Origin of the sequence: Exiguobacterium sp. s35, from assembly GCF_018617535.1 — a bacterium.
Taxonomy (GTDB): Bacteria; Bacillota; Bacilli; order Exiguobacteriales; family Exiguobacteriaceae; genus Exiguobacterium; species Exiguobacterium aestuarii.
Map to the genome: position 1 here is coordinate 2,027,235 of NZ_JACSKI010000001.1, position 18,868 is coordinate 2,046,102.

Below are 18,868 nucleotides of genomic sequence, written 5' to 3' on the forward strand. Positions count from 1 at the left end.
CCTTTAGTCATATGTTTCATTCAAATTCCTTGCGTAGAACGCGATGGCACGACGATATCGCGCGATGCTCTCGTCCGGTTTCGGACTTGCGAGCAGTTCAAGTAACGCGCCCGTCGCTTCTTCATGACGACCAACGTTATAGTGCGTCATCGCCTGAAACACTTTGAGCGCCCCATGATTCGGAAAATGTTCAATCGCTTCTGCAAATAACTGTTCCGCTTCCGCGTATCGTCCGAGTGCCCGATACGTACTGCCGAGTCCGAGATATGATTCCGCCAACTCTTCCCCGGTCAACCCGAGTCGGATGGCCCGTTCATAATGCGGTACCGCTTGACGTTCTTCTCCGAGTGAGTCATAGCACCACGCACAGTACGCATGTAGCCTCGGATTCTTCTCATCTTTCCGTAAGAGCGACAGGAACAGTTGCTTCGCCTGCTCGAGTTGTCCCTCTTCACGGAGACGGACTGCTCGATCAAAGTCATGATCTTCTGGCACGTCAGTCACCTTCTTCGCGAAATCTTCATCTAACCAAGCTTGTAGTGTTTCGTAATACTTGCCGATATGCACTCCATCAACGAGTGCGTGATGGGCTTGAACGGATAACGGCATGATCAGACGCTCGCCTTGACGTTCAAACTTGCCCCAGGCGATGCGCGGGACACTGTCATGTTGTTGCTGATGCGTCGGGTGCATGATGCTTGTGAACGTGACCCAAGGCACACTCGTGATATACAGTAAGTCGTCGGGCTCGTCATCCCCAACCACGACTTCATCAGCAGCTCGCTCCATACGCGTCGTCACTTCCTGTAAGAACGTCGGTAAATCCTCACTGAACGTGGCCGCGCAAAAATTGAAGACATCTTCGTCTAACATGACCGTGAACGATGGGTGGACCACTTCGTGTTCGACGACCGCTTCACCACGGATCCGATAGCGCAATTCCGGAATCGCGTTCGCCGCTTTCACCGCACCGTACAAAAAGAGTTTGAAGAACGATTGATTACTCGCTTTCGCATATGTATAGAGATTTGTCACATCCACGTTCGCCGTCACGTTAAAATGCGGTGCGTCAAACGCTTTGAAAAACTCAAAGTGTTTTCGTCGTGCCCACGTCTCGATTTCAATTTCTTTCATAAAAAACTCCCCCTCCTACGCTCTTACTGTAGCAGAGAGAGTGAATCCACTCATAGCTTTTGTTTTAACTGTTCGTAATGTCCTTTTGCCAAATCAAAGTAGACGAAGTCTCCGCGTTTGATCCGTTCGAGTGTCGCTTCAAACTCACGCCATCCCCGCTCGACTTGTTCAGGCGTCAGCTCCCCACTCTCGGTCGCCTCCTCGAACTCATCCTCATCCTTTTTGACGATATCCCCGTTCGGGAATACAAGAATATCGAGCAATAAGTCGTCCATATAGGGAATACCCTCTTCTTCGCCGATTCGGTCGACGAGATCGATATACCATTGGACGATCTCACCTTCCGGATTGATCATCGCTGTCACACCGAACGGTTCATTGTCCGGGAAATATTGAAGCCACGCGAATCCGGCATCCGCCACAATGAACTCTTCCCCTTTATGCTTTTTATATAATGGTGCCCGAACCTCATCGATTTGGAATAAGGCGACTACGCCGGAAAATTGTTCCGTCTGAACACGTTCTTGCGCATAGCGGTTCTTTAAAATCCGTTCCCAGTCTCGTCGGTTCGCATACTTTCGTTTTGCCATATGGATCTCTCCCCTTTGGTCATCTCTGTATGGTACAGTTCGCCAAAAGAAGGAAAGTTCCTTGTTAGTCGTACAGGTTATGCTGATTGAACCAGACGAGATGACTTTGCTTCAGCCGTTTCCGTTCGACCATGCGGACGAACGCGTCTGTCGAGATGAAACGATTCCCGGGATGAAGATCGGCCAGCATCATGAGGATGAGGCGTGATCCTCGTTCCCCTTCCTGAAGGGAGATATGCTCCATCTTCCCTTCCCCATTGAAGCGATTGATGAACAGCTCAACTTTACACTCTTCTTTTAAGAGTCGGGTCGTCACATACGCGACTTGGCTGATGATCGACTCGAAGTCGTGATGTAACGTATAGCCGGTCGGTCCACTCAAATCGACTGCGAACGTGAACGTATCGAGCGATGTCTTTTGAAAGACTTTCGACTGAACACGTCCAAGCTTCGCCGTCGCGACCCAGTCAATCTCCTTGACCGGTTCTCCTTCATAAGGCTTCGACCCTAGAACCTGAAGTGGATTCCGTAGAGGCGATGCGGTCAAAGGACGGTCACCGAGTGCCAATCGCTTCGTGCCGACCGGAGGATGTAACGTGAGGGACGGCAACACCGTCCACCGTTTCTCGATGGGACACTCAAGAAGATACGTCCCGAGATGAAACGGGAGCGCCACAGCGAGTACGCACTCTTCGATGTAGGCCGGTCCCCGGAATTCAGCCTTCACACGAAGCTTGTGACGGGCCTGATCCGTCCGTAACGTCAAATCCAAACTATTCGGGGACCGGTCATGGTCTGGAAAGCTGAGCGCTGTATTGGATTTCAGCCGAACGCGAACCGGAAGCCCGAGTCGCTCGACGGTTTCACTTCCGTCTAACATCACCTGCACTTCCGTCTCATCCCCGACGAAAAGGAGAGATTCATGGCTATGTATGTGAAGCCGAAGGGCTTGTTCCAACTGTTTCCGTGTCCGTTCAAAGAACCAGACGATGCCCGCAAGTAAACAGAGCGCATACCCGACGATTTGAATATACGGGACGAATACGAGAATCACTCCGGCAAATCCGTAGACCGGGATCCACTGCTTCTGTAGGGCGTTATGTGTCGAGAACGTCATCGTCAACCCTCGACCGGCACAGAGACGGTGTCTAAGATAAAACGGATGATGTCCTGCTTCGTTGATTTGATTCCTCCTTCAAGCGTCAACGTCAGACGATGGGCCAAGACATAAGGTGCCACGGCTTTCACATCTTCCGGAATGACATACAATCGACCTTGGAGATAGGCGTAACTTTGAGCGGCCCGCATGAGTGCGATGGCTCCGCGTGGACTGACACCGACCTCGACGGATGGGTGTTCCCGTGTCGCATGAACAAGTCCGAGCAAATAATCGAGGACGTCATCTTGAATCGATACTTGCTTCACTTCATCTTGCGCTCGGCGTAACTCGTCTAATGTCGCGACTGCCTCCACGGTTTTCCGTGTTTGACGCATCACTTGTAAGAGAAGCTCCCGCTCTTCGGCGACATCAGGGTAACCGACCGGAATCGAAATCAAAAAGCGGTCGAGCTGGGCATCCGGTAACGGAAATGTTCCCGCCGATTCAATTGGGTTTTGCGTCGCGATGACGAAAAACGGTTTCGGCATCGGATACGTCTCTCCCCCGATGGAGACTTGTCGTTCTTCCATCGCCTCGAGCAAGGCGGACTGCGTCCGTGGAACCGCTCGGTTGATTTCATCGATCAAGACGATGTTCGCAAAGATCGGTCCTTGTCGATGGTCGAACGTCTGCGTCTGCATGTTGAAATAATCTGCTCCAATCACGTCAGACGGTAACAAGTCGGCCGTGAACTGAATCCGGGAAAACGCCCCGTCGAAGCTAGCTGCAATCGTCTTGGCAAGTAACGTTTTTCCCGTACCGGGTACATCCTCTAACAAAATGTGTCCTTCCGCGAGTAACGCCGTACAACAGAGCCGTACGACATCCTCTTTTCCTAAATACACCTCGTTCAACTGTTTGATGACCTGCTCCATGCCCATATGACGACCTCCATTTTTTGTCTTAATCAAACTTTACCTTTTTATGGTAAGATAAACAACAAATAGTCTGAACATTCAAAAAGGAGGTGTTCTCTTGCGTTGGACGAACAAGTTTTTTCTCATGATTGCCTCCACTCTCATTGTCACCTTCACGATGATGGTGATTGCGACGAGTGTATTCGAGTGGCTCTATAATCCGGAAACGATACCGGTCGAGGAAAATAACAGTCCTCCGACGGATTTCATATCAGATGAAGACAGTAAGCTTTTAATGGATGAATCTAAAGCAGATTACCCGTTTAAATTGGACCCCCAAAAAGGAAAAATAAAACCACTCGATAAATTGACAGGCTCTGGAGAATACATACGACGAAATCTCGGGTTATGGGTCGCTTTGCTTGCGCTTTGTTGCCTGTCCTTTTATATCTATCGGAAACGGAAGCAACGTTTGGCGCGCGCACGAGATCATGCTGATTCAAACGCAGACCCGCTTATCGAATCTCTACAACACGAGAATGCTTCGTCCGTTTCGACGCTCACAGCGTTAACGAACGTCCCGATTCGCGATGCACTGATCACATTCAACGAATCTCTCGTACCAGCCAAGCGATTGCGTACTCATGAGACATTGCAAGAGTGGTTCCAACGCATCGATTTACCGATGAACCCGTCCATTTATCATGCGGTTCGCTACGGTACCTCCTCAGGCGTGACGATTTCTGAAGAAGATACGCTCCACTTCAAGAGCACACTCGATCACTACGCGACACGTCCTCACCCCGAGTGAGAATGTGCACAGGTTCTGCTTTTTCATCATGAATGATAAAATGGTGGAAAATGTCAGTTAAGGGGATGAAATCATGAGACGATGGGCGATGTTCGGATTAAGTGCACTTTTACTCACAGGTTGTACGGATACGGTGGCAGACAATCCGATCCCAATCGAATCACCCGATGAACCCATCACCGAATGGACACGTGAAGACTTTAAAGACGTCTATGACCAATATGAACAAACACAACCGCTCCTTGCTGCGCTCGAGCAACAAGGCATCAAACCGTTCCGTGAGACGTTCGAACGCGTCATCATTGCCGGGAACGGTCTCGAGCACACATATGCGGATATTTATCCGTTCAAACTCGATGACGGGACGTACGCTACGGTATTCGACAGTCAGGACGGGACGTTAATCAACGGGTCGGAGTCCGTGGCGCCACTCTTTTGGCAAGAGAAGTCCTTCCTTCAATACGTCGAAGAAATTGAGAATCGGAAATTCGGCACAAGTGCCCCACCTACCGATGTCGTCCTCACACACGATGAATTCCAATCGGTCTATGACCGGCATGCCTACACGTCAGCCCTCCTCGTTGAACTCGATGAAGCGGGCGTCGAGCTCGCACGGGAACCAATTGATGATGTGATCGTCGCCGGCAACGGCGTGACCGAAGTCACTGCCGACTTATTCGTATTTGATGTCGAAGGCGGGTATGCAATCGTATATGATCAGGATGGAGAAATTTTAAAAGGTCCCGAATCCATCTCACCGCTCTTTTGGAACGAGAAGGACTATGAGGACCTGTTAGCCAAGTATGAGGGGTAATTCCGTCCCCTTCCAATTTATGCTATACTCAAACCAATAAACGACCACTAGGGGAGCCTTCGGGCTGAGACGGCATGTTGCCGGACCCTTCGAACCTGATCTGGCTCATACCAGCGTAGGGAAGTGGCTTGGGATACGTCTCTGTATATCCACGCCATTTTTCCGTCTGGAAACGTGGCGTTTTTATTTTGAAAGGAGACTATTCATGCGTATTCAACAACTCACTTGGATGGCAATGCTCGTTGCCATCGCCGTCGTCGGCTCGATGTTCATCTCGATTCCCACAGGTGTCGCTCGCGCTTATCCGATTCAACACATGGTGAACGTGATTGCAGCAGTCACCGTCGGTCCGGTCGGAGCCGTTCTCGTCGCTTTCGTCACAGGACTCATTCGCGTCATGACCGGGACCGGGTCACTGCTCGCATTCCCTGGCGGCATGATTGGGGCGTGTCTTGCCGGCATCTTCTTCGTTCGCACGAACCGTCTCTATGCTGCCGCTCTCGGAGAAATCATCGGAACTGGTGTCATCGCCTCGTTGATTGCCGTTCCGTACGCGAAACTGTTAATGGGTTCAACGTTCGGCGCCTTCTTCTTCGTGCCGGCGTTCCTTGCTTCTAGTTTGACGGGAGCGCTTCTCGGTTGGCTCGTTTTGTCGCGCGTCAAACAGTTGCGACCAAGTGTCCTCAAATAACAAATTGTTGATCCGAGAACCCGACCGACTCATGACGGTCGGGTTTTTGTGTGATAGACCCAAATCGCTTCGTCGTTCCATTCATCGATTAAGCCGCTGTCGACAAAGCCGTTCTTCGCATAAAATCGTTTCGCAGCTTCATTCTCTTGATGGAGGCTCAGGATGATATCATCGACATCATATTTTGTCTGAATCCAGTCCACCGCCATGCGTAGGCACTTCGTTCCAACGCCTTTCCCCTGTTCATGTTGACCAATCATGAAACGGTCGAGCCATACATAACGTTCTGTCTGGTTTTCTGCTCCGACCATCATGAAGCCAACCGGTCGCTCGCCTTCATAGAATGCATAGCTCCGCCAATTGTATTTCGTATCCTCAGCCATCTCTTGAAGCGACTCGGAATTTGTCTCGATGAATCGGGATTGTTTCTCGTCCACTGTCAGGGCGATGACCGCCTCTCGATTGACTGCATCAATCGGTTGAATCGTGATTTCATTTACTTTCATACATTCACCTCATTGATTTTCTCTCTCTTCCATACGCAAGCTCCCATAAAAAGTTTCTTCCCCCGTATCTTCGAGATCATGCATTCGCTACACTAATAAGAGAAAGGGAGGTTATCATATGTTTCGAATCGGAAGTATCTTCATTCCCGTATCAGATGTCGAACAGTCCCTGAACTGGTATACCACTTATTTTCATGCCCAAGAAATCGGGCGCTGGGAAGGAGGAATAGGGATTTGTCTGCCAGACGGTTCGACTCAACTTGGATTGATCCAGACCTCGTCACCGCAACCCGCAACATTTAAAGATGCATCCGGACAAGCCCATGTCTATTTCAACGTCATCTGTGAGGACATTCAGTTCACGTATCAATCGTTCGAACAAGCAGGATTGATCGCGACACCGCTTCACGATTTCGGAGGCATGTCTTACTTTGACGTACGAGACCCGGATGGACATACGATCAGTCTCATCTCGGAAGATGTGACTTCCCCGTTCCACCGCAACCGAGTGAACGACCTCCAAACGAAAGGAAAGTCCTGATGAAACAAATTCACCATATTTGTATCCAAACACCAGATTATGCCGCATCGAAGTCATTTTACGAAGCGCTCGGTTTTGAACTCGTCCAAGAGTCACCAAACTTCCATACGCGTGACTTCAATAGTTGGCTCAAGCTCGGTGATTTTTATATCGAGCTCCAGACCGCCAAAGCCGATGAAGCGTTACAAGACTATTCGAAACACGCGGCCGGTCCCGTCCATTTTGCACTCTATGTGGATGACCTCGAAGCGGAAGTCGCACGACTCGAACAACTCGGTGTCACGTTCTTGCCGAAGCACGGTGGGAACATCTACTTCGTCGTCGATGGACATTTAAGTAAACTAAAAGCACCTGAAGGAACCATCATTGAACTGCGTGATACGTTTCTGATCAACTGAGGCCGATGTGCCTCTTTTTTGTTGGACACATCTTCACGTTTCCCTCACTCGTCTCATCGGGAATGGGTATGAAAAGGATGTGTTGTTCATGATCAAATATCTCGATTATTGGAGCTACTTGTCACTCTCTCTGGCAAAGCTCTTCTTCTTTAGCTGGTTGACCGCGACGGCGTTCGACTTCTCGTTTTTCCTCATCAATTTGGCGACGATTTTGCTTCTGACAAGTTGGGCACTCGCCGTGTCTTACCCAATTCGCCGATGGATTTTATACGTTTCTTTGTTTTTACATAGTACTTTGCTCGTCTCGGACGTCTGGTACTATCGCTATTTCGAGGACTTATTATCCGTCGCCTTACTGTCCGACATTGGACAGATGGGAGATGTCGGTGGAGGCTTCTTGACGCTCATCCGCCCAATCGACGCTCTCTTCTTCATCGATCTCATCATCTACGGTTTGATTTTACGTTATATGAAACGTCATCCTGTCCATGAAAGGAAACGGCACGGAAGACGATTGGCGGTCGTTGGCTTCACACTCGGATTTCTACTTTTCACGATTCCGCTCACCCTCAGTTATCAGCGCGGGGAAAAATGGATTGCAGACGACCCGATCTCCAATATGCGTGAATATTATCATCTCGGTTTTTGGGGCTATCACGCGATGGATGTCGCACGAGGTGTCGAGCGCGCTATGGGATGGGACGAGGGACTGACCGACGAGGAGCGTTCTCAAATCCAAGCACTCTCTTATCAAGAATTAAGTGCTCCGAGCCCGGATACGAATGTCATCGTCTTACAACTCGAATCGTTCCAAACATCTGTCATTGATCAACAAATCAACGGACAGGAATTGACTCCGAATTTGAACCGATTGCGACGTGACATGCTCTATTTCCCGAACGTGTATCATCAGACGCATGAGGGGCGGACATCCGATGCGGAGTTCATCGTCAACACGTCACTCTATCCTGTCAAATCCGGTTCCGTCTACACGCGTTTCCCGGGAAATCAATTCAGTGCGCTCTCTCAATCATTGAACGAGGCGGGCTACGATACGGCAGCGATGCACTCATTCCGTAAAGACTTTTGGAATCGAGATGATTTTTATGACAACATCGGATTCAATCATTTCTTTAGCGACAAAGACTACCCCGACCAAGGCATCATCGGGATGGCACTCAACGATCAAGATTTCTTGAATACGTCAGTCGGATTTATGGAAGAGTTGAATGAACCGTTCTATGCGTTTTTAGTCGCATTGACGAGTCATACGCCGTATGACATTCCGGAGGACGAGAAACGATTGGACCTGTCAGAAATTGACGACCCGCTTCTCGAAAACTATTACCATACCGTCCATTTCGTCGATGCGGCGGTCGGTCAGTTCATCGAACGATTGAAAGAAGAAGGGCTGTGGGATGAGACGCTTCTCGTTATGTATGGTGACCACGATAGCGGTCTGACGGCACCTGGAGAAGAAATGGCCACCATCGAAGGAGTAGACTCGACGGTTGACGCGTTTCAACTCGACCGTGCTGTTCCTCTCTTCATCAAACCGTCTGGATTAACGACAGGAGAAGTCATTGAGGCAAGCGGTGGACAAATTGATATCGCGCCGACGATTCTCGATTTACTTGGGATCTCTCCGGCGTATATGCTTGGCGACTCCCTCTTGAATGATACGCCGAATCTGACCGTATTTCGGACGGGCGCTTTCCGATACGAAGACCATTACTATGAACCAGACTTGACCAAACGTTCTGGTAGCGGCACATGCTACTCCGTCGAGACAGAAAAACCGGTCGCATTCGAGCGATGCGCTCCTTACATCGATCGTGCGGCCAGCCAGCTCCGTCTCTCAGATACCATCATCGAGAAGGACGCACTCTCGCAAATGAACCCATGAACAAGCTCCCGAGCTATTTGTCTCGGGAGCTTTGTTTAGTATGCTTGACGCAATGTTGCGATATCGAGCTTTTTCATGGGCAGACATGCCTGTACGACCTGTTCAATCTGCTCTTGCGACCCGACCGTCATCATCTCTTCCATTTCCCACGGAATGATTTGCCACGAGACGCCATAGCGATCTTTCAGCCACCCACACTCCTCTGCTTCCGGTACAGCCGATAACTGTTCCCAATACGCATCGACTTCGTCTTGTGTCTCACAAAAAGCGATGAGCGACTGTGTTTCGTTAAATGAAAACATATGATTTTCATTACTGTCCATCACAACAAATTCTCGACCAGACAAGACGAAGCGGGCATAGTTGATTTTCCCGTCGAGCTCGTCGCCGTCTTCCTCCGTATATCGTACGGTGTGTCCGTCCAGTACATATGAATCTTTGAAAATGGAAATCCAATCGTTCATCGCCGCTTCGGCGCGACCGAACGCTTCTTTGACAAACAATAAGCATGGCGTCACGAGCTGAATGTCCATCCCGCCATCATGCATGATTTGCCAAGAAACCCCGTAGCGGTCCTGCAACCACCCATAACGCTGACTGAAGTCGTACGTGTTTAATGGAATCAAGATATCCGCTCCGTCAGATAATCGTTCCCACAACGCATTGATTTCTTCCGTCGTCGGAAGCGACACCATGTAGGAAATGGATGGATTCCGCTCTTGCGCCGTCCCTCCCCCAAGCAACTGAAAGAATTGTCCAGCAAGCGATAGCGTCACAATCGTCGTCTCGCCTGCGGGTGAACTTGAAAATCTTGTCGTATAGTCGACAAATGAATCTGGAAAGATGGATACATACCACTCGGCAATCTCTTCAACGTCCTGTTCAAACCAAATACACGGAATCACGGGTTGCGTAATCATGAGAAAGTCTCCTTTCAGACTTCATGCAAACGATAGACATCACGCTCAGCAAGAAGCTCCCCGGCCTCATCACGATATGCCTGATAGTGCGACGAATGGATGTGGTGATCGAGCGCCTCTTCGTCTTTATACTTCTCATAAAAAACAAACGTTCCCGGTGCATCGATTGCTTCGTGAAGAACGTAAGCGAGACATCCTTCTTCCGCTCTCGATGGTGGAATCACACGATGCAACGCATCACGTAACGCCTCTTCTTTTCCGAGATGGGCTTTCAAGATTGCAGTAATGACGATTTCCATACAGTATTCCTCCTTAGATGATCGACCTGCCTTTCTGTTCCCGAATCCACCACATTCTATCCCAAAAAACGGATATCTCATTATACGAGACATCCGCTTCTACTTAAGACTTTTTCTTTTGTCGGAATGGCCACCAGACACCATCGCCAAATGAAATCGTAATGGCTGGAATCAAGAGTGGTAACACAATCAATCCGTACAATAGTAAACCAGTGATGACAATCGTCGCAATCTGGACGAGACTGAGCACGCCTGATGGAATCATGGCGCCGAACGTCCCGGCGAGGATGACCGCGGCGGTCATAATCACGGTACCCATCTTCGTCATCGAATAGATGAGTGCATCACGTACCGTCTTCCCATTGATTGTTTCTTCTCGGAATCGATCTAAAAGGAAAATCGAATAGTCGATCCCAAGAGCGATCAACATGACAAATCCAAAGAACGGAACGGCCCAGCTAATTCCGTCATAGCCAAGTCCTTCTACAAAGATCAGCTCCGTAATCGCCGCCGACGTATAATACGTCAAGAGAAGCGAAGCAATCATATAGAGTGGCATGATCATCGAGCGGAACAATGCCGTCAAGACGATGAATAACGTCACGAGCATGATGGCTACCGTTCGATTGAAATCGTTCGTTGACGTCTCATTCAAATCGCTGTTGATGCTTGAGATACCCGCATACCCGATGGTCGCATCTGCATACGGCGTCCCCGTGACAGCACGATCCATCGTCTCTTTAATTGTCTCGACGACATCAATCGCTTCTGGTGAATAAGGATCCATCTCGAGTACGACTTCGAGCTGAGTCGCTGTCTCTTCATCAAAGAAGTAGCGTTCGACGGCAGGTGAGAACGCATCTGACGTGAGCGTCCCCTCCGGAAGATAGACACCCGTCTCACGAAGTGAATCTGCTTCACTCAGCTGTTGTAAGAACGAAACCGCCTCGCCAAGACCGGACTCGATTTGCCCTAGCCCATCGTTCGCTTCACCTACACCTGTCGCGAGTTGTGATAACCCGTTACCAAGTTCACCGACTTGAGAACCTTGTGCATTTAATGCGGACGCCGCTTCATTGATGCCCGATTCGATTTGTGTAAGACCCGCCGATACTTGACCGAGTTGTCCGACGGCAGCTGGAATGTTTTGAGTCGCTGTCAATCCTTGTCCAATCAAACCAAGTTGACCATTTAACTGATTTAGCCCCGCTGCTGCTTCTGCAAGCGGTGCCCCGGCATTGGTTGAACCGCTTGGCAACTGTCCAACGACCGCGTTCAGACCCTGCTCGATTTCGTCTAATCCGGCCTGTACATCACCGAGACCCGTCTGTGCTTCAGACAAGCCTTCACTGAGTTCGCCGAGCTGCGTGTCTACATAGAAATCATCGATGACTTCGCCAGTCGGACGTGTGAGGGCACGCACCCCGCTCACCCCATCTACTTTTTCAAGCTCGCTTGCGAACATTTCAATGTATGGGACTTCTGATTCTGTAATGGCTTGATCTTGTTTCAAAATGACTTGTACCGGAAGGGATTCCCCTTGACCGAACCCTTCAGAAATCAAATTCAGTCCACGTACCGAATCGTACCCGTCTCCAATCTCATCGACCGTATTGAACGAACGGGCATCGTCATATGTGAATAAGACAGGCACCGTAATCAATCCGACGACTAAAATCGAGACGAACGGACGATTAACCGACAATCGGCTCAATCCAGCCCAAAGCTTGCTGTCATGATGCTCGCCCGCTTTTTTCGATGGCCAAAACAGCCGTTGTTTGAGTGTCGCCATAAAGAACGGAACGACTGTGAAGAGAATCAACAGCAACACCGCAATCCCGACCGCGACAGCGACCGCCGATTTAAAGATCGGGAAGTCAGCAAATCCGATGGCAGCAAATCCGACGAAGACGGCGAGCCCACTGATGAGGACCGTCCGTCCTGCCGTCTTGTACGTATTGACGATTGCGTCTTCAATCGAATGCCCCGCGCTCAGCTCTTCTTTATATCGGCTAAGAAGCAGGATACAGTAGTCTGTCCCAATCCCAAACAAGATGGCCACGAGGAATATTTGTGTATAATTCGATACCGGGAATCCGAACCAATCCACGAAGAACGCGACGAACGATTGACTCAATAAATACGTAAACCCGACCGCAATGAGCGGGATGAATGGGGTCACAATTGAACGGAACACGAGGAGTAGTAACCCAAAGATCAACACGACCGTGATAATCTCCGTCTTTTTCAATCCTTCTTGGGCACTCAAGTTCACATCATTGTTAATGATTTCTTCCCCTGTGATATATACCGTCTCGTCCTGAGGAAGCACATTTTCCCGCACGTCATCGGCAAACGCATTGATTTCTTCTGTCGTACCTTCGACCGTGATCGGAACGAGGACAATCTGTCCGTCTTCTGAGACGAGCTGAGCCTCTGTCTCCTCACTTTCAAACGGATCGAGAACATCGGTCACGACCGTTTCACTCTGTCTAAGCTCTTCGATGACACGAGCGACATCGGTTCGCTCTGCTTCACCAATCGACTCGAACTCGTAGACGAGGGAAATGGTTTTGTCACTCTTCCCGGCTTCATCTAAAATCGCTTGTGCCCGCTGTGAGTCCATATCGTCTGCAAGTTGGAAACTACCTGCTTCTTCTGCTTGCTTCGTTAAGTTCGGCGCCGCGACAAACAGGGCTGCCGTCAATACGATGAGGGAAATGAAGATGCCCCAACGCCATTGAATGATTTTATGCACGTGTTATTCCTCCCCAATTCGGAGCAATTGTTTTATTTTTCGGAACGTCCGAACAAACTGCTCAATTTCAATTTCGTCTACTTCTCCATCGATGAGGGATTCCACATATCGATAGACGGCACCGTCCACTTCTTCGACGAGCCGCTTTCCATCCGGGGTCAATTCAATCAATCGTTCGCGTTGGTCTTGTCCTCGCCGACTCGTGACAAGTCCTTTTTCGACCAACTTTTTCAGGCGATTCGAGACCGCGCTTTTGTGGACGCCTTGTTTTTGCGCAAGTTGCCCAGCAGGAGTGGGCCCAAATTGATCGAGTAACTTCAATAGTTGGAGCTGTTCGCGCGAATACTCTCGCCATACGTCCCCTTCCATCGCTTCGATGACATGCTCCGTCCCATGGAACATCACTTCTTCAAACAACTGCACCGCTTCACGCATCAATGCTTTCATTTTTAGTTTACCCCCTAAACTAGATGGTTATAGTTTATGCCCTAAACTAAATAACGTCAAATAAAAAGACCGATTAGGGAACCCTATCGGCGCAACACATCAGTCGTATTTTATCCAATCCACGTGATCAGCCCTTCTTGTTTTTGTGACGCAGATGAAAAAATCGTTTTTAATTCCTCGAACTGTTCAAGCAAGTATTGTTTTTCCTCACTTCCCCATCCTCTCTCGAACGGATACAGTTCCTGCTCATTCATCCTCGTCATGTCATAACGTGATTCAAGGGCATCTCGTTCGATATATTGAAGACGGGTCGATAAGTCTTTCACCTCTGACGATGTCAAATAGGTCGTTCCTGTTTCCTCCTCGATTACAATTCCTCCGAAAATCGTTCTGCCCAGTAAGTGACGAGCAATGTCGTCCAAGTCCGCTTCTCCGGTCAGCAAAAAGTAAAGTCCATGCCACGCTTTATCGATATCCGCTTGTCGTTCTTCATACTCGAGCAATTCCTCAAAATAATCAGGTTCATCGAGTAGCCGCGCCAACTCATCATCTGTTACTCGCAGATAAGTTCCAATCATTCCCATATGAATGCCCCTCTCCAGTTCGTTTGTCTGTCTATTCGTCACCAAAACGAAAAAACCTTCCGTAGAAGGTTTAAACGATTGCTTCAGCGACACGTAATCCAGACAAATAGGCACTCTCAAATCGTGTACGTCCGGATGGATCATCCGCTTCAAGAAAAATATCGCCGGCCAAATAGATGGGATGGTGGCTTACCTGGTAAAACGGTTCATGCCACACGTCTTTCGCCTGCGCATAGCGCCACCGTTTCAACTGCCGTGATTCGATGCTGAGGTCTCCGACTTCCTCACGCACTAACCGCTCAATCTCTGCAAGCGTCTCCGCTTCCGGTCGCTCATACCACTCCTCACTCCACGTCTCTTCCATATAGACGCTGATGAGTGAGGTCGTAGAGATTCCTTTTTGGCGATTATTGATTACTTTCAATACGCCTGGCGTCAGGTCTTGATCGAGAATCCCATCTGCCCCAATCTGTACATCACCTGTGCATTCAAAGAGACCGACAAACGTCGGCGCATACACGAGACGCCGGAGTGAGGGTTCAATCTGGTCAACCAAACTTCCGAGTCTTTCGAACGATTGCGGAAGCGGTGCCGTCATGACGATTCTTTCGTATGAACGTTCTGTCACGTCCGTCTTCACGATAACGGCGCCATCCTTCTCCATGCGAACGTGCTCCACATATTCATTCAAATGAACAGTCAACCCTTCAGCAAGATGTTTGGCGAGTCCGTTCATCCCATCTGTCGCAACATATCGCGGATAAGGATCGGCATACCAGACACGCACCCAGTCCGCACTCATCCATGACTGTACCTCTCGTTCGAGCGCTTCCCCACGTACAGTGAAATAGACGGCCCCGTGATCTGCTTGTCCGTCACCGATTCGACGTGTCGCCAAACGTCCCCCGACGCTTTGGCTCTTTTCGATCAATTCAACGGTATGACCTCGACGTACGAGTTCACGCGCTGCGATAATTCCGCTCAGACCAGCCCCAATGATTCCAATCTTCATTCAGCATTCCCCTTTCTCTTCATGAAGATTGTAGCATGCCCTTTCCTTTCAACCTCTATTTGATATGCTTCAAGCTGGCTGGTTCCATTGTTCGTCGTACGTCCGACGCGAGTCTTCATACATGACAGCGAAACGTGCAACGACGAATGGGCGAATGAGAATCGTCGCGATTGATAAGGAGAATGCGGCAAGTAAAACCGAATTCACGACCATAAATAACGTGAAGCCAATCAAATAAATCGGGATGAACGGCAAAATCAGTTTGAATGCCTCCCACTTCTGACCATGCATCAACGCGCGTGACTTCGTGATTGATTCTCTTACTGATAGCTCTGGCTCATCTCGCAAAATAAAGTACGTGAACGCGTAGGAGAAAAACTTCATGATTCCCGGAACAATGAACAATAGTGTCCATAACGTCTGGAAGATGGCTAGTAGCATGACAGCCGTCACATGCTTACCAAATCGTTCTTTCATCGGTCGAAACACCTCACGAAACTGCGCGTCTTGTCCGCGAATAATCGAAAGGATGACCCAGTGATAACCGATGATGATGGGGTACAGTATGAAGGATACGACGATTGTACTTAAAAAGAATACAATCGCCTGTAACGAATCAGCTTTCGCCCCGTACAATGTCGGGTCGAGCAATGCGCTAAACTCTAAGATCACGGCACAGAGAAGCGACCAGGCTAACAGTCTACCCCGCTTCCCATTGATTGCTTCGTGCGTCCGTTCTGTCCATGTTTGAACCATTTTTTCTAATCTCCCCTTGAATGATTTATCTTATATACGCAACATGGATGGAATACGTTTCAATTTCATGAAAAAAGCAGAGGGTTCACTCTGCTCGTTCATCCGCTCGATATTCTAATATGTCCCCAGGCTGACAGTCGAGTGCTTCACAAATCGCTTCGAGTGTCGAGAAACGAATCGCTTTCGCTTTGCCATTCTTCAAAATCGACAAGTTTGCCATGGTGATCCCGACCCGTTCCGACAGCTCCGTCACGCTCATTTTTCGTTTCGCCAACATCACGTCTAAATTCACAATGATTGTCATCTCTCTCACCTCAGACCGTCAAATCAATTTCTTGTTTCATGTCGATGGCCCGCTTCAATAATTTCTGTAACAGCTCAGCAAAGACGGCAATGACAAATGCGGCGAACACCAACACGAATCCGATGACCAAAAATCCTGGCGAATCGTCACGTTCGGCAAACCAATAGAAGAATGGAAGCGTCGCTATATAGATGATTGTGATGACAAGGGCACAATATTTGATGACGCGAAGTGATTTCACCGCGCGATAAGAGAATGCCTCATTCCGGTCAATCAACCCCAATAAGTTGAACGTTTTGAATAACGCTATGAAGTAAGGGATTGCCGCCACATACATACCCCCAATAATCGGACGCATCGAATTCGCAATCCATCCCCCACTCTCTGTCGCTTCTCGCCAAAGAAATGGCAATAAAAAGATACATGCCGCAAGAATCGGGAGGGCTAAGACAATCACCGATAGTTTTAAAAAGACGGTTTCTCGTTTCACTTGTCACACACCCCAATCATTTCATTTTCTACATCATACGTCGTTTTTTATCGTTTATCAATAAATATTTATCGAAAAAAATAGACCCCAAGTATCTCTTGAGGTCTACTTCACTTATTTCATCGCTTCTAGTTCACTCTCGGTCACCCATTTATGGTTTGTGACCTCTTCTCCATCTTCCGTCGTGTAATCAACCATATAAACGGTCGCATCGATGGCGGTATCAATTGTCGCCTCCGCTCCGCTCATCCCATCCATATGGTCAGCGGTCAATACGACTTTTTCGTTTTCTGCCAACGGTGCGTCACCCGGATTCTCAAGTTCTTCATGAATCACCCATTTGTGATTCTCTACAGGATCACCGCCTGTTGTCGGTGTATAACTGACTGCGTAGACGGTTGTATCATACGCACCGACAATCGTGGCCTCCACACCTTCCATCCCTGGCATGTGATCCGCTGTCATCATCGCGGTTGACCCGACTGGATACGTCGGATCACTTGCTTCCATCAAACCTTCTGGTACTTCTCCAGATCCCGAGTGATCCATTGCCGAATGGTCCATGCTTTGTTCTTCTGACATCTCCATCGATGGATCATCTGCCGTATCCCCACATGCGGCTAACGATGTAGCGAGTACGATGACACCTAAACCCGTCATCCATTTTTTCTGTTTCATCGAATCTCTCCTTTATTCATACTCACGTTGAGTGTACCCATTCCTAAGAATGGACAGACGTTTTTGAGAGCATTCCGATGATTTGTTAACGCATTGCAACAAAAAAGACCAAAATCCCGAAAGATTTTGGTCTTAAACATTATTCAACCGTTACAGACTTCGCCAAGTTACGTGGCTTGTCGACATCACAGTCACGGGCAAGTGCCGCATAGTACGAGATGAGTTGAAGTGGAAGAACCGTCACGAGTGGCGTGAGAAGTGGTTCAACACGTGGAAGAACGAATGCGTCGTTTTCGTGTTCCATTCCTTCCATTGAAATCGTACATGCTACTGCACCACGCGCCACAACTTCTTTGATGTTTCCGCGAATGTTGAGGTGTGTGTTCGGTTGAGACACGAGCGTGATAACCGGTGTCCCATCTTCGATCAACGCGATCGGACCGTGTTTGAGCTCCCCACCTGGGTAGCCTTCCGCTTGGATATATGAGATCTCTTTTAGCTTCAATGCGCCTTCAAGACCAACATATGAATCCAATCCACGTCCGAGGAAGAACGCGTTACGTGATTCTTTCAAGAACTTATCAGCAAGCTCTTCAAAGATTTCTTTTTGTGCCATGATCGAATCCATCGTTGTCGCAACGAGTGCGAGCTCTTGCATCAAATCAAACGGAAGTTTCTTCCCGTTCGCACGAGCGATGTCGTATGCGAGAATCGCGAGGACGGCAATCTGAGCCGTGTACGCTTTCGTCGAAGCGACCGCGATCTCCGGTCCGGCATGGAGGAGCATCGTTTCGTTCGCTTCGCGCGACAATGTCGATCCTGCTACGTTTGTTAACGTGAGCGCTTTATGGCCAAGCTTTTTCACTTCAACGAGCACGGCACGGCTGTCCGCTGTCTCACCTGATTGTGAGATGAAGAGGAAGAGTGGCTTTTCTGTCAAAAGTGGCATGTTGTAACCGAACTCTGACGCGACGTGTACTTCAGTCGGTACACCTGCGACGCGCTCGATCAATTGTTTCCCAACAAGACCAGCGTGGTAACTTGTTCCACACGCAACGATATAGACACGGTCCGCTTCCGAGACGAGCTCGCGCACGCCTTCTGTGAGTTCGATGTCGCCGTTCTCGTTCTGGTAGTGCTGGATGATGTTGCGGATGACGGCCGGTTGCTCGTCCATCTCCTTCAACATGTAGTGCGCGTACGTGCCCTTCTC

General features: G+C 49.1%; 22 protein-coding genes and 1 riboswitch. Of the genes, 6 read left to right on the top strand and 16 right to left on the bottom strand.

Going from position 1 to position 18,868, the window contains the following annotated elements; genetic code table 11:
* Positions 1–3: 3 nt before the first annotated feature.
* The 4 genes from KNO75_RS10335 to KNO75_RS10350 all read right to left on the bottom strand — a co-directional run bounded on the left by KNO75_RS10335 (position 4) and on the right by KNO75_RS10350 (position 3,764).
* Complete coding sequence (locus tag KNO75_RS10335) at positions 4–1,134, bottom strand: tetratricopeptide repeat protein (RefSeq protein WP_214821601.1); 1,131 nt, start codon at positions 1,132–1,134, stop codon at positions 4–6.
* A gap of 50 nt (positions 1,135–1,184) precedes the next feature.
* Entirely contained in the window at positions 1,185–1,724 is a 540-nt protein-coding gene (locus tag KNO75_RS10340; RefSeq protein WP_214821603.1) for a ribonuclease FAU-1 family protein, read from the bottom strand.
* 64 nt (positions 1,725–1,788) lie between these two features.
* Positions 1,789–2,841, bottom strand: a complete 1,053-nt coding sequence (locus KNO75_RS10345; RefSeq protein WP_214821605.1) for a DUF58 domain-containing protein — start codon at positions 2,839–2,841, stop codon at positions 1,789–1,791.
* Between the two features lie 2 nt (positions 2,842–2,843).
* A complete protein-coding gene (locus tag KNO75_RS10350; protein ID WP_214821607.1) occupies positions 2,844–3,764 on the bottom strand; it encodes an AAA family ATPase in 921 nt (306 codons plus the stop codon).
* A gap of 94 nt (positions 3,765–3,858) precedes the next feature.
* Here KNO75_RS10350 and KNO75_RS10355 point away from each other — a divergent pair, with 94 nt between their 5' ends.
* The 3 genes from KNO75_RS10355 (at position 3,859) to thiW (ending at position 6,056) form a co-directional block, all read left to right on the top strand.
* Positions 3,859–4,551 carry a hypothetical protein gene (locus tag KNO75_RS10355; protein WP_214821609.1) on the top strand — a complete coding sequence of 231 codons (693 nt, stop codon included), beginning with the start codon at positions 3,859–3,861 and terminating at the stop codon, positions 4,549–4,551.
* A 73-nt stretch (positions 4,552–4,624) separates the two neighbouring features.
* A complete protein-coding gene (locus tag KNO75_RS10360) occupies positions 4,625–5,365 on the top strand; it encodes a hypothetical protein (RefSeq protein ID WP_214821611.1) in 741 nt (246 codons plus the stop codon).
* Between the two features lie 39 nt (positions 5,366–5,404).
* Positions 5,405–5,504: riboswitch (TPP riboswitch) on the top strand.
* 66 nt (positions 5,505–5,570) lie between these two features.
* The gene (gene thiW, locus KNO75_RS10365; protein WP_214821613.1) at positions 5,571–6,056 is read left to right on the top strand and encodes an energy coupling factor transporter S component ThiW; all 486 of its coding nucleotides are present in this window, start codon (positions 5,571–5,573) and stop codon (positions 6,054–6,056) included.
* A 29-nt stretch (positions 6,057–6,085) separates the two neighbouring features.
* Here thiW and KNO75_RS10370 read toward each other — a convergent pair whose 3' ends face one another.
* Positions 6,086–6,562: a GNAT family N-acetyltransferase gene (locus KNO75_RS10370; protein WP_214821620.1), complete on the bottom strand. Its 477-nt coding sequence runs from the start codon at positions 6,560–6,562 to the stop codon at positions 6,086–6,088.
* Positions 6,563–6,680: 118 nt separating this feature from the next.
* Here KNO75_RS10370 and KNO75_RS10375 point away from each other — a divergent pair, with 118 nt between their 5' ends.
* From KNO75_RS10375 to KNO75_RS10385, 3 genes are all read left to right on the top strand, one after another.
* On the top strand, positions 6,681–7,103 hold the full coding sequence (locus tag KNO75_RS10375; RefSeq protein ID WP_214816133.1) for a VOC family protein: 423 nt from the start codon (positions 6,681–6,683) through the stop codon (positions 7,101–7,103).
* Positions 7,103–7,501, top strand: a complete 399-nt coding sequence (locus tag KNO75_RS10380; RefSeq protein WP_214816130.1) for a VOC family protein — start codon at positions 7,103–7,105, stop codon at positions 7,499–7,501. The genes KNO75_RS10375 and KNO75_RS10380 overlap by 1 nt, the downstream gene beginning before the upstream one ends.
* 88 nt (positions 7,502–7,589) lie before the next feature.
* Entirely contained in the window at positions 7,590–9,407 is a 1,818-nt protein-coding gene (locus tag KNO75_RS10385) for an LTA synthase family protein (RefSeq protein WP_214821622.1), read from the top strand.
* A gap of 35 nt (positions 9,408–9,442) precedes the next feature.
* On the opposite strand, the gene KNO75_RS10390 is transcribed toward KNO75_RS10385, so the two are convergent.
* The 11 genes from KNO75_RS10390 to glmS form a co-directional block, all read right to left on the bottom strand.
* Positions 9,443–10,327: a VOC family protein gene (locus KNO75_RS10390; RefSeq protein WP_214821624.1), complete on the bottom strand. Its 885-nt coding sequence runs from the start codon at positions 10,325–10,327 to the stop codon at positions 9,443–9,445.
* 14 nt (positions 10,328–10,341) lie between these two features.
* Entirely contained in the window at positions 10,342–10,626 is a 285-nt protein-coding gene (locus tag KNO75_RS10395; RefSeq protein WP_214821626.1) for a putative quinol monooxygenase, read from the bottom strand.
* A gap of 103 nt (positions 10,627–10,729) precedes the next feature.
* Positions 10,730–13,384 (bottom strand): MMPL family transporter, encoded by a 2,655-nt coding sequence (locus tag KNO75_RS10400; RefSeq protein ID WP_214792369.1) that lies wholly within the window; start codon positions 13,382–13,384, stop codon positions 10,730–10,732.
* A 3-nt stretch (positions 13,385–13,387) separates the two neighbouring features.
* On the bottom strand, positions 13,388–13,831 hold the full coding sequence (locus KNO75_RS10405; protein ID WP_214792367.1) for a MarR family winged helix-turn-helix transcriptional regulator: 444 nt from the start codon (positions 13,829–13,831) through the stop codon (positions 13,388–13,390).
* A 110-nt stretch (positions 13,832–13,941) separates the two neighbouring features.
* The gene (locus tag KNO75_RS10410; RefSeq protein ID WP_214821628.1) at positions 13,942–14,415 is read right to left on the bottom strand and encodes a YfbM family protein; all 474 of its coding nucleotides are present in this window, start codon (positions 14,413–14,415) and stop codon (positions 13,942–13,944) included.
* 70 nt (positions 14,416–14,485) lie between these two features.
* Positions 14,486–15,427 carry an NAD(P)/FAD-dependent oxidoreductase gene (locus KNO75_RS10415; RefSeq protein WP_214821633.1) on the bottom strand — a complete coding sequence of 314 codons (942 nt, stop codon included), beginning with the start codon at positions 15,425–15,427 and terminating at the stop codon, positions 14,486–14,488.
* Positions 15,428–15,496: 69 nt separating this feature from the next.
* Positions 15,497–16,183 (bottom strand): DUF975 family protein, encoded by a 687-nt coding sequence (locus KNO75_RS10420; RefSeq protein WP_214821635.1) that lies wholly within the window; start codon positions 16,181–16,183, stop codon positions 15,497–15,499.
* Positions 16,184–16,268: 85 nt separating this feature from the next.
* A complete protein-coding gene (locus KNO75_RS10425) occupies positions 16,269–16,487 on the bottom strand; it encodes a helix-turn-helix domain-containing protein (protein WP_214785831.1) in 219 nt (72 codons plus the stop codon).
* Between the two features lie 10 nt (positions 16,488–16,497).
* Positions 16,498–16,977, bottom strand: a complete 480-nt coding sequence (locus KNO75_RS10430; RefSeq protein WP_214785829.1) for a DUF2975 domain-containing protein — start codon at positions 16,975–16,977, stop codon at positions 16,498–16,500.
* 114 nt (positions 16,978–17,091) lie between these two features.
* Complete coding sequence (locus KNO75_RS10435; RefSeq protein WP_214821638.1) at positions 17,092–17,655, bottom strand: YdhK family protein; 564 nt, start codon at positions 17,653–17,655, stop codon at positions 17,092–17,094.
* 139 nt (positions 17,656–17,794) lie between these two features.
* Positions 17,795–18,868 (bottom strand): glutamine--fructose-6-phosphate transaminase (isomerizing) (gene glmS, locus KNO75_RS10440; protein ID WP_214821640.1); only part of this gene is annotated, 1,074 nt, incomplete at its 5' end.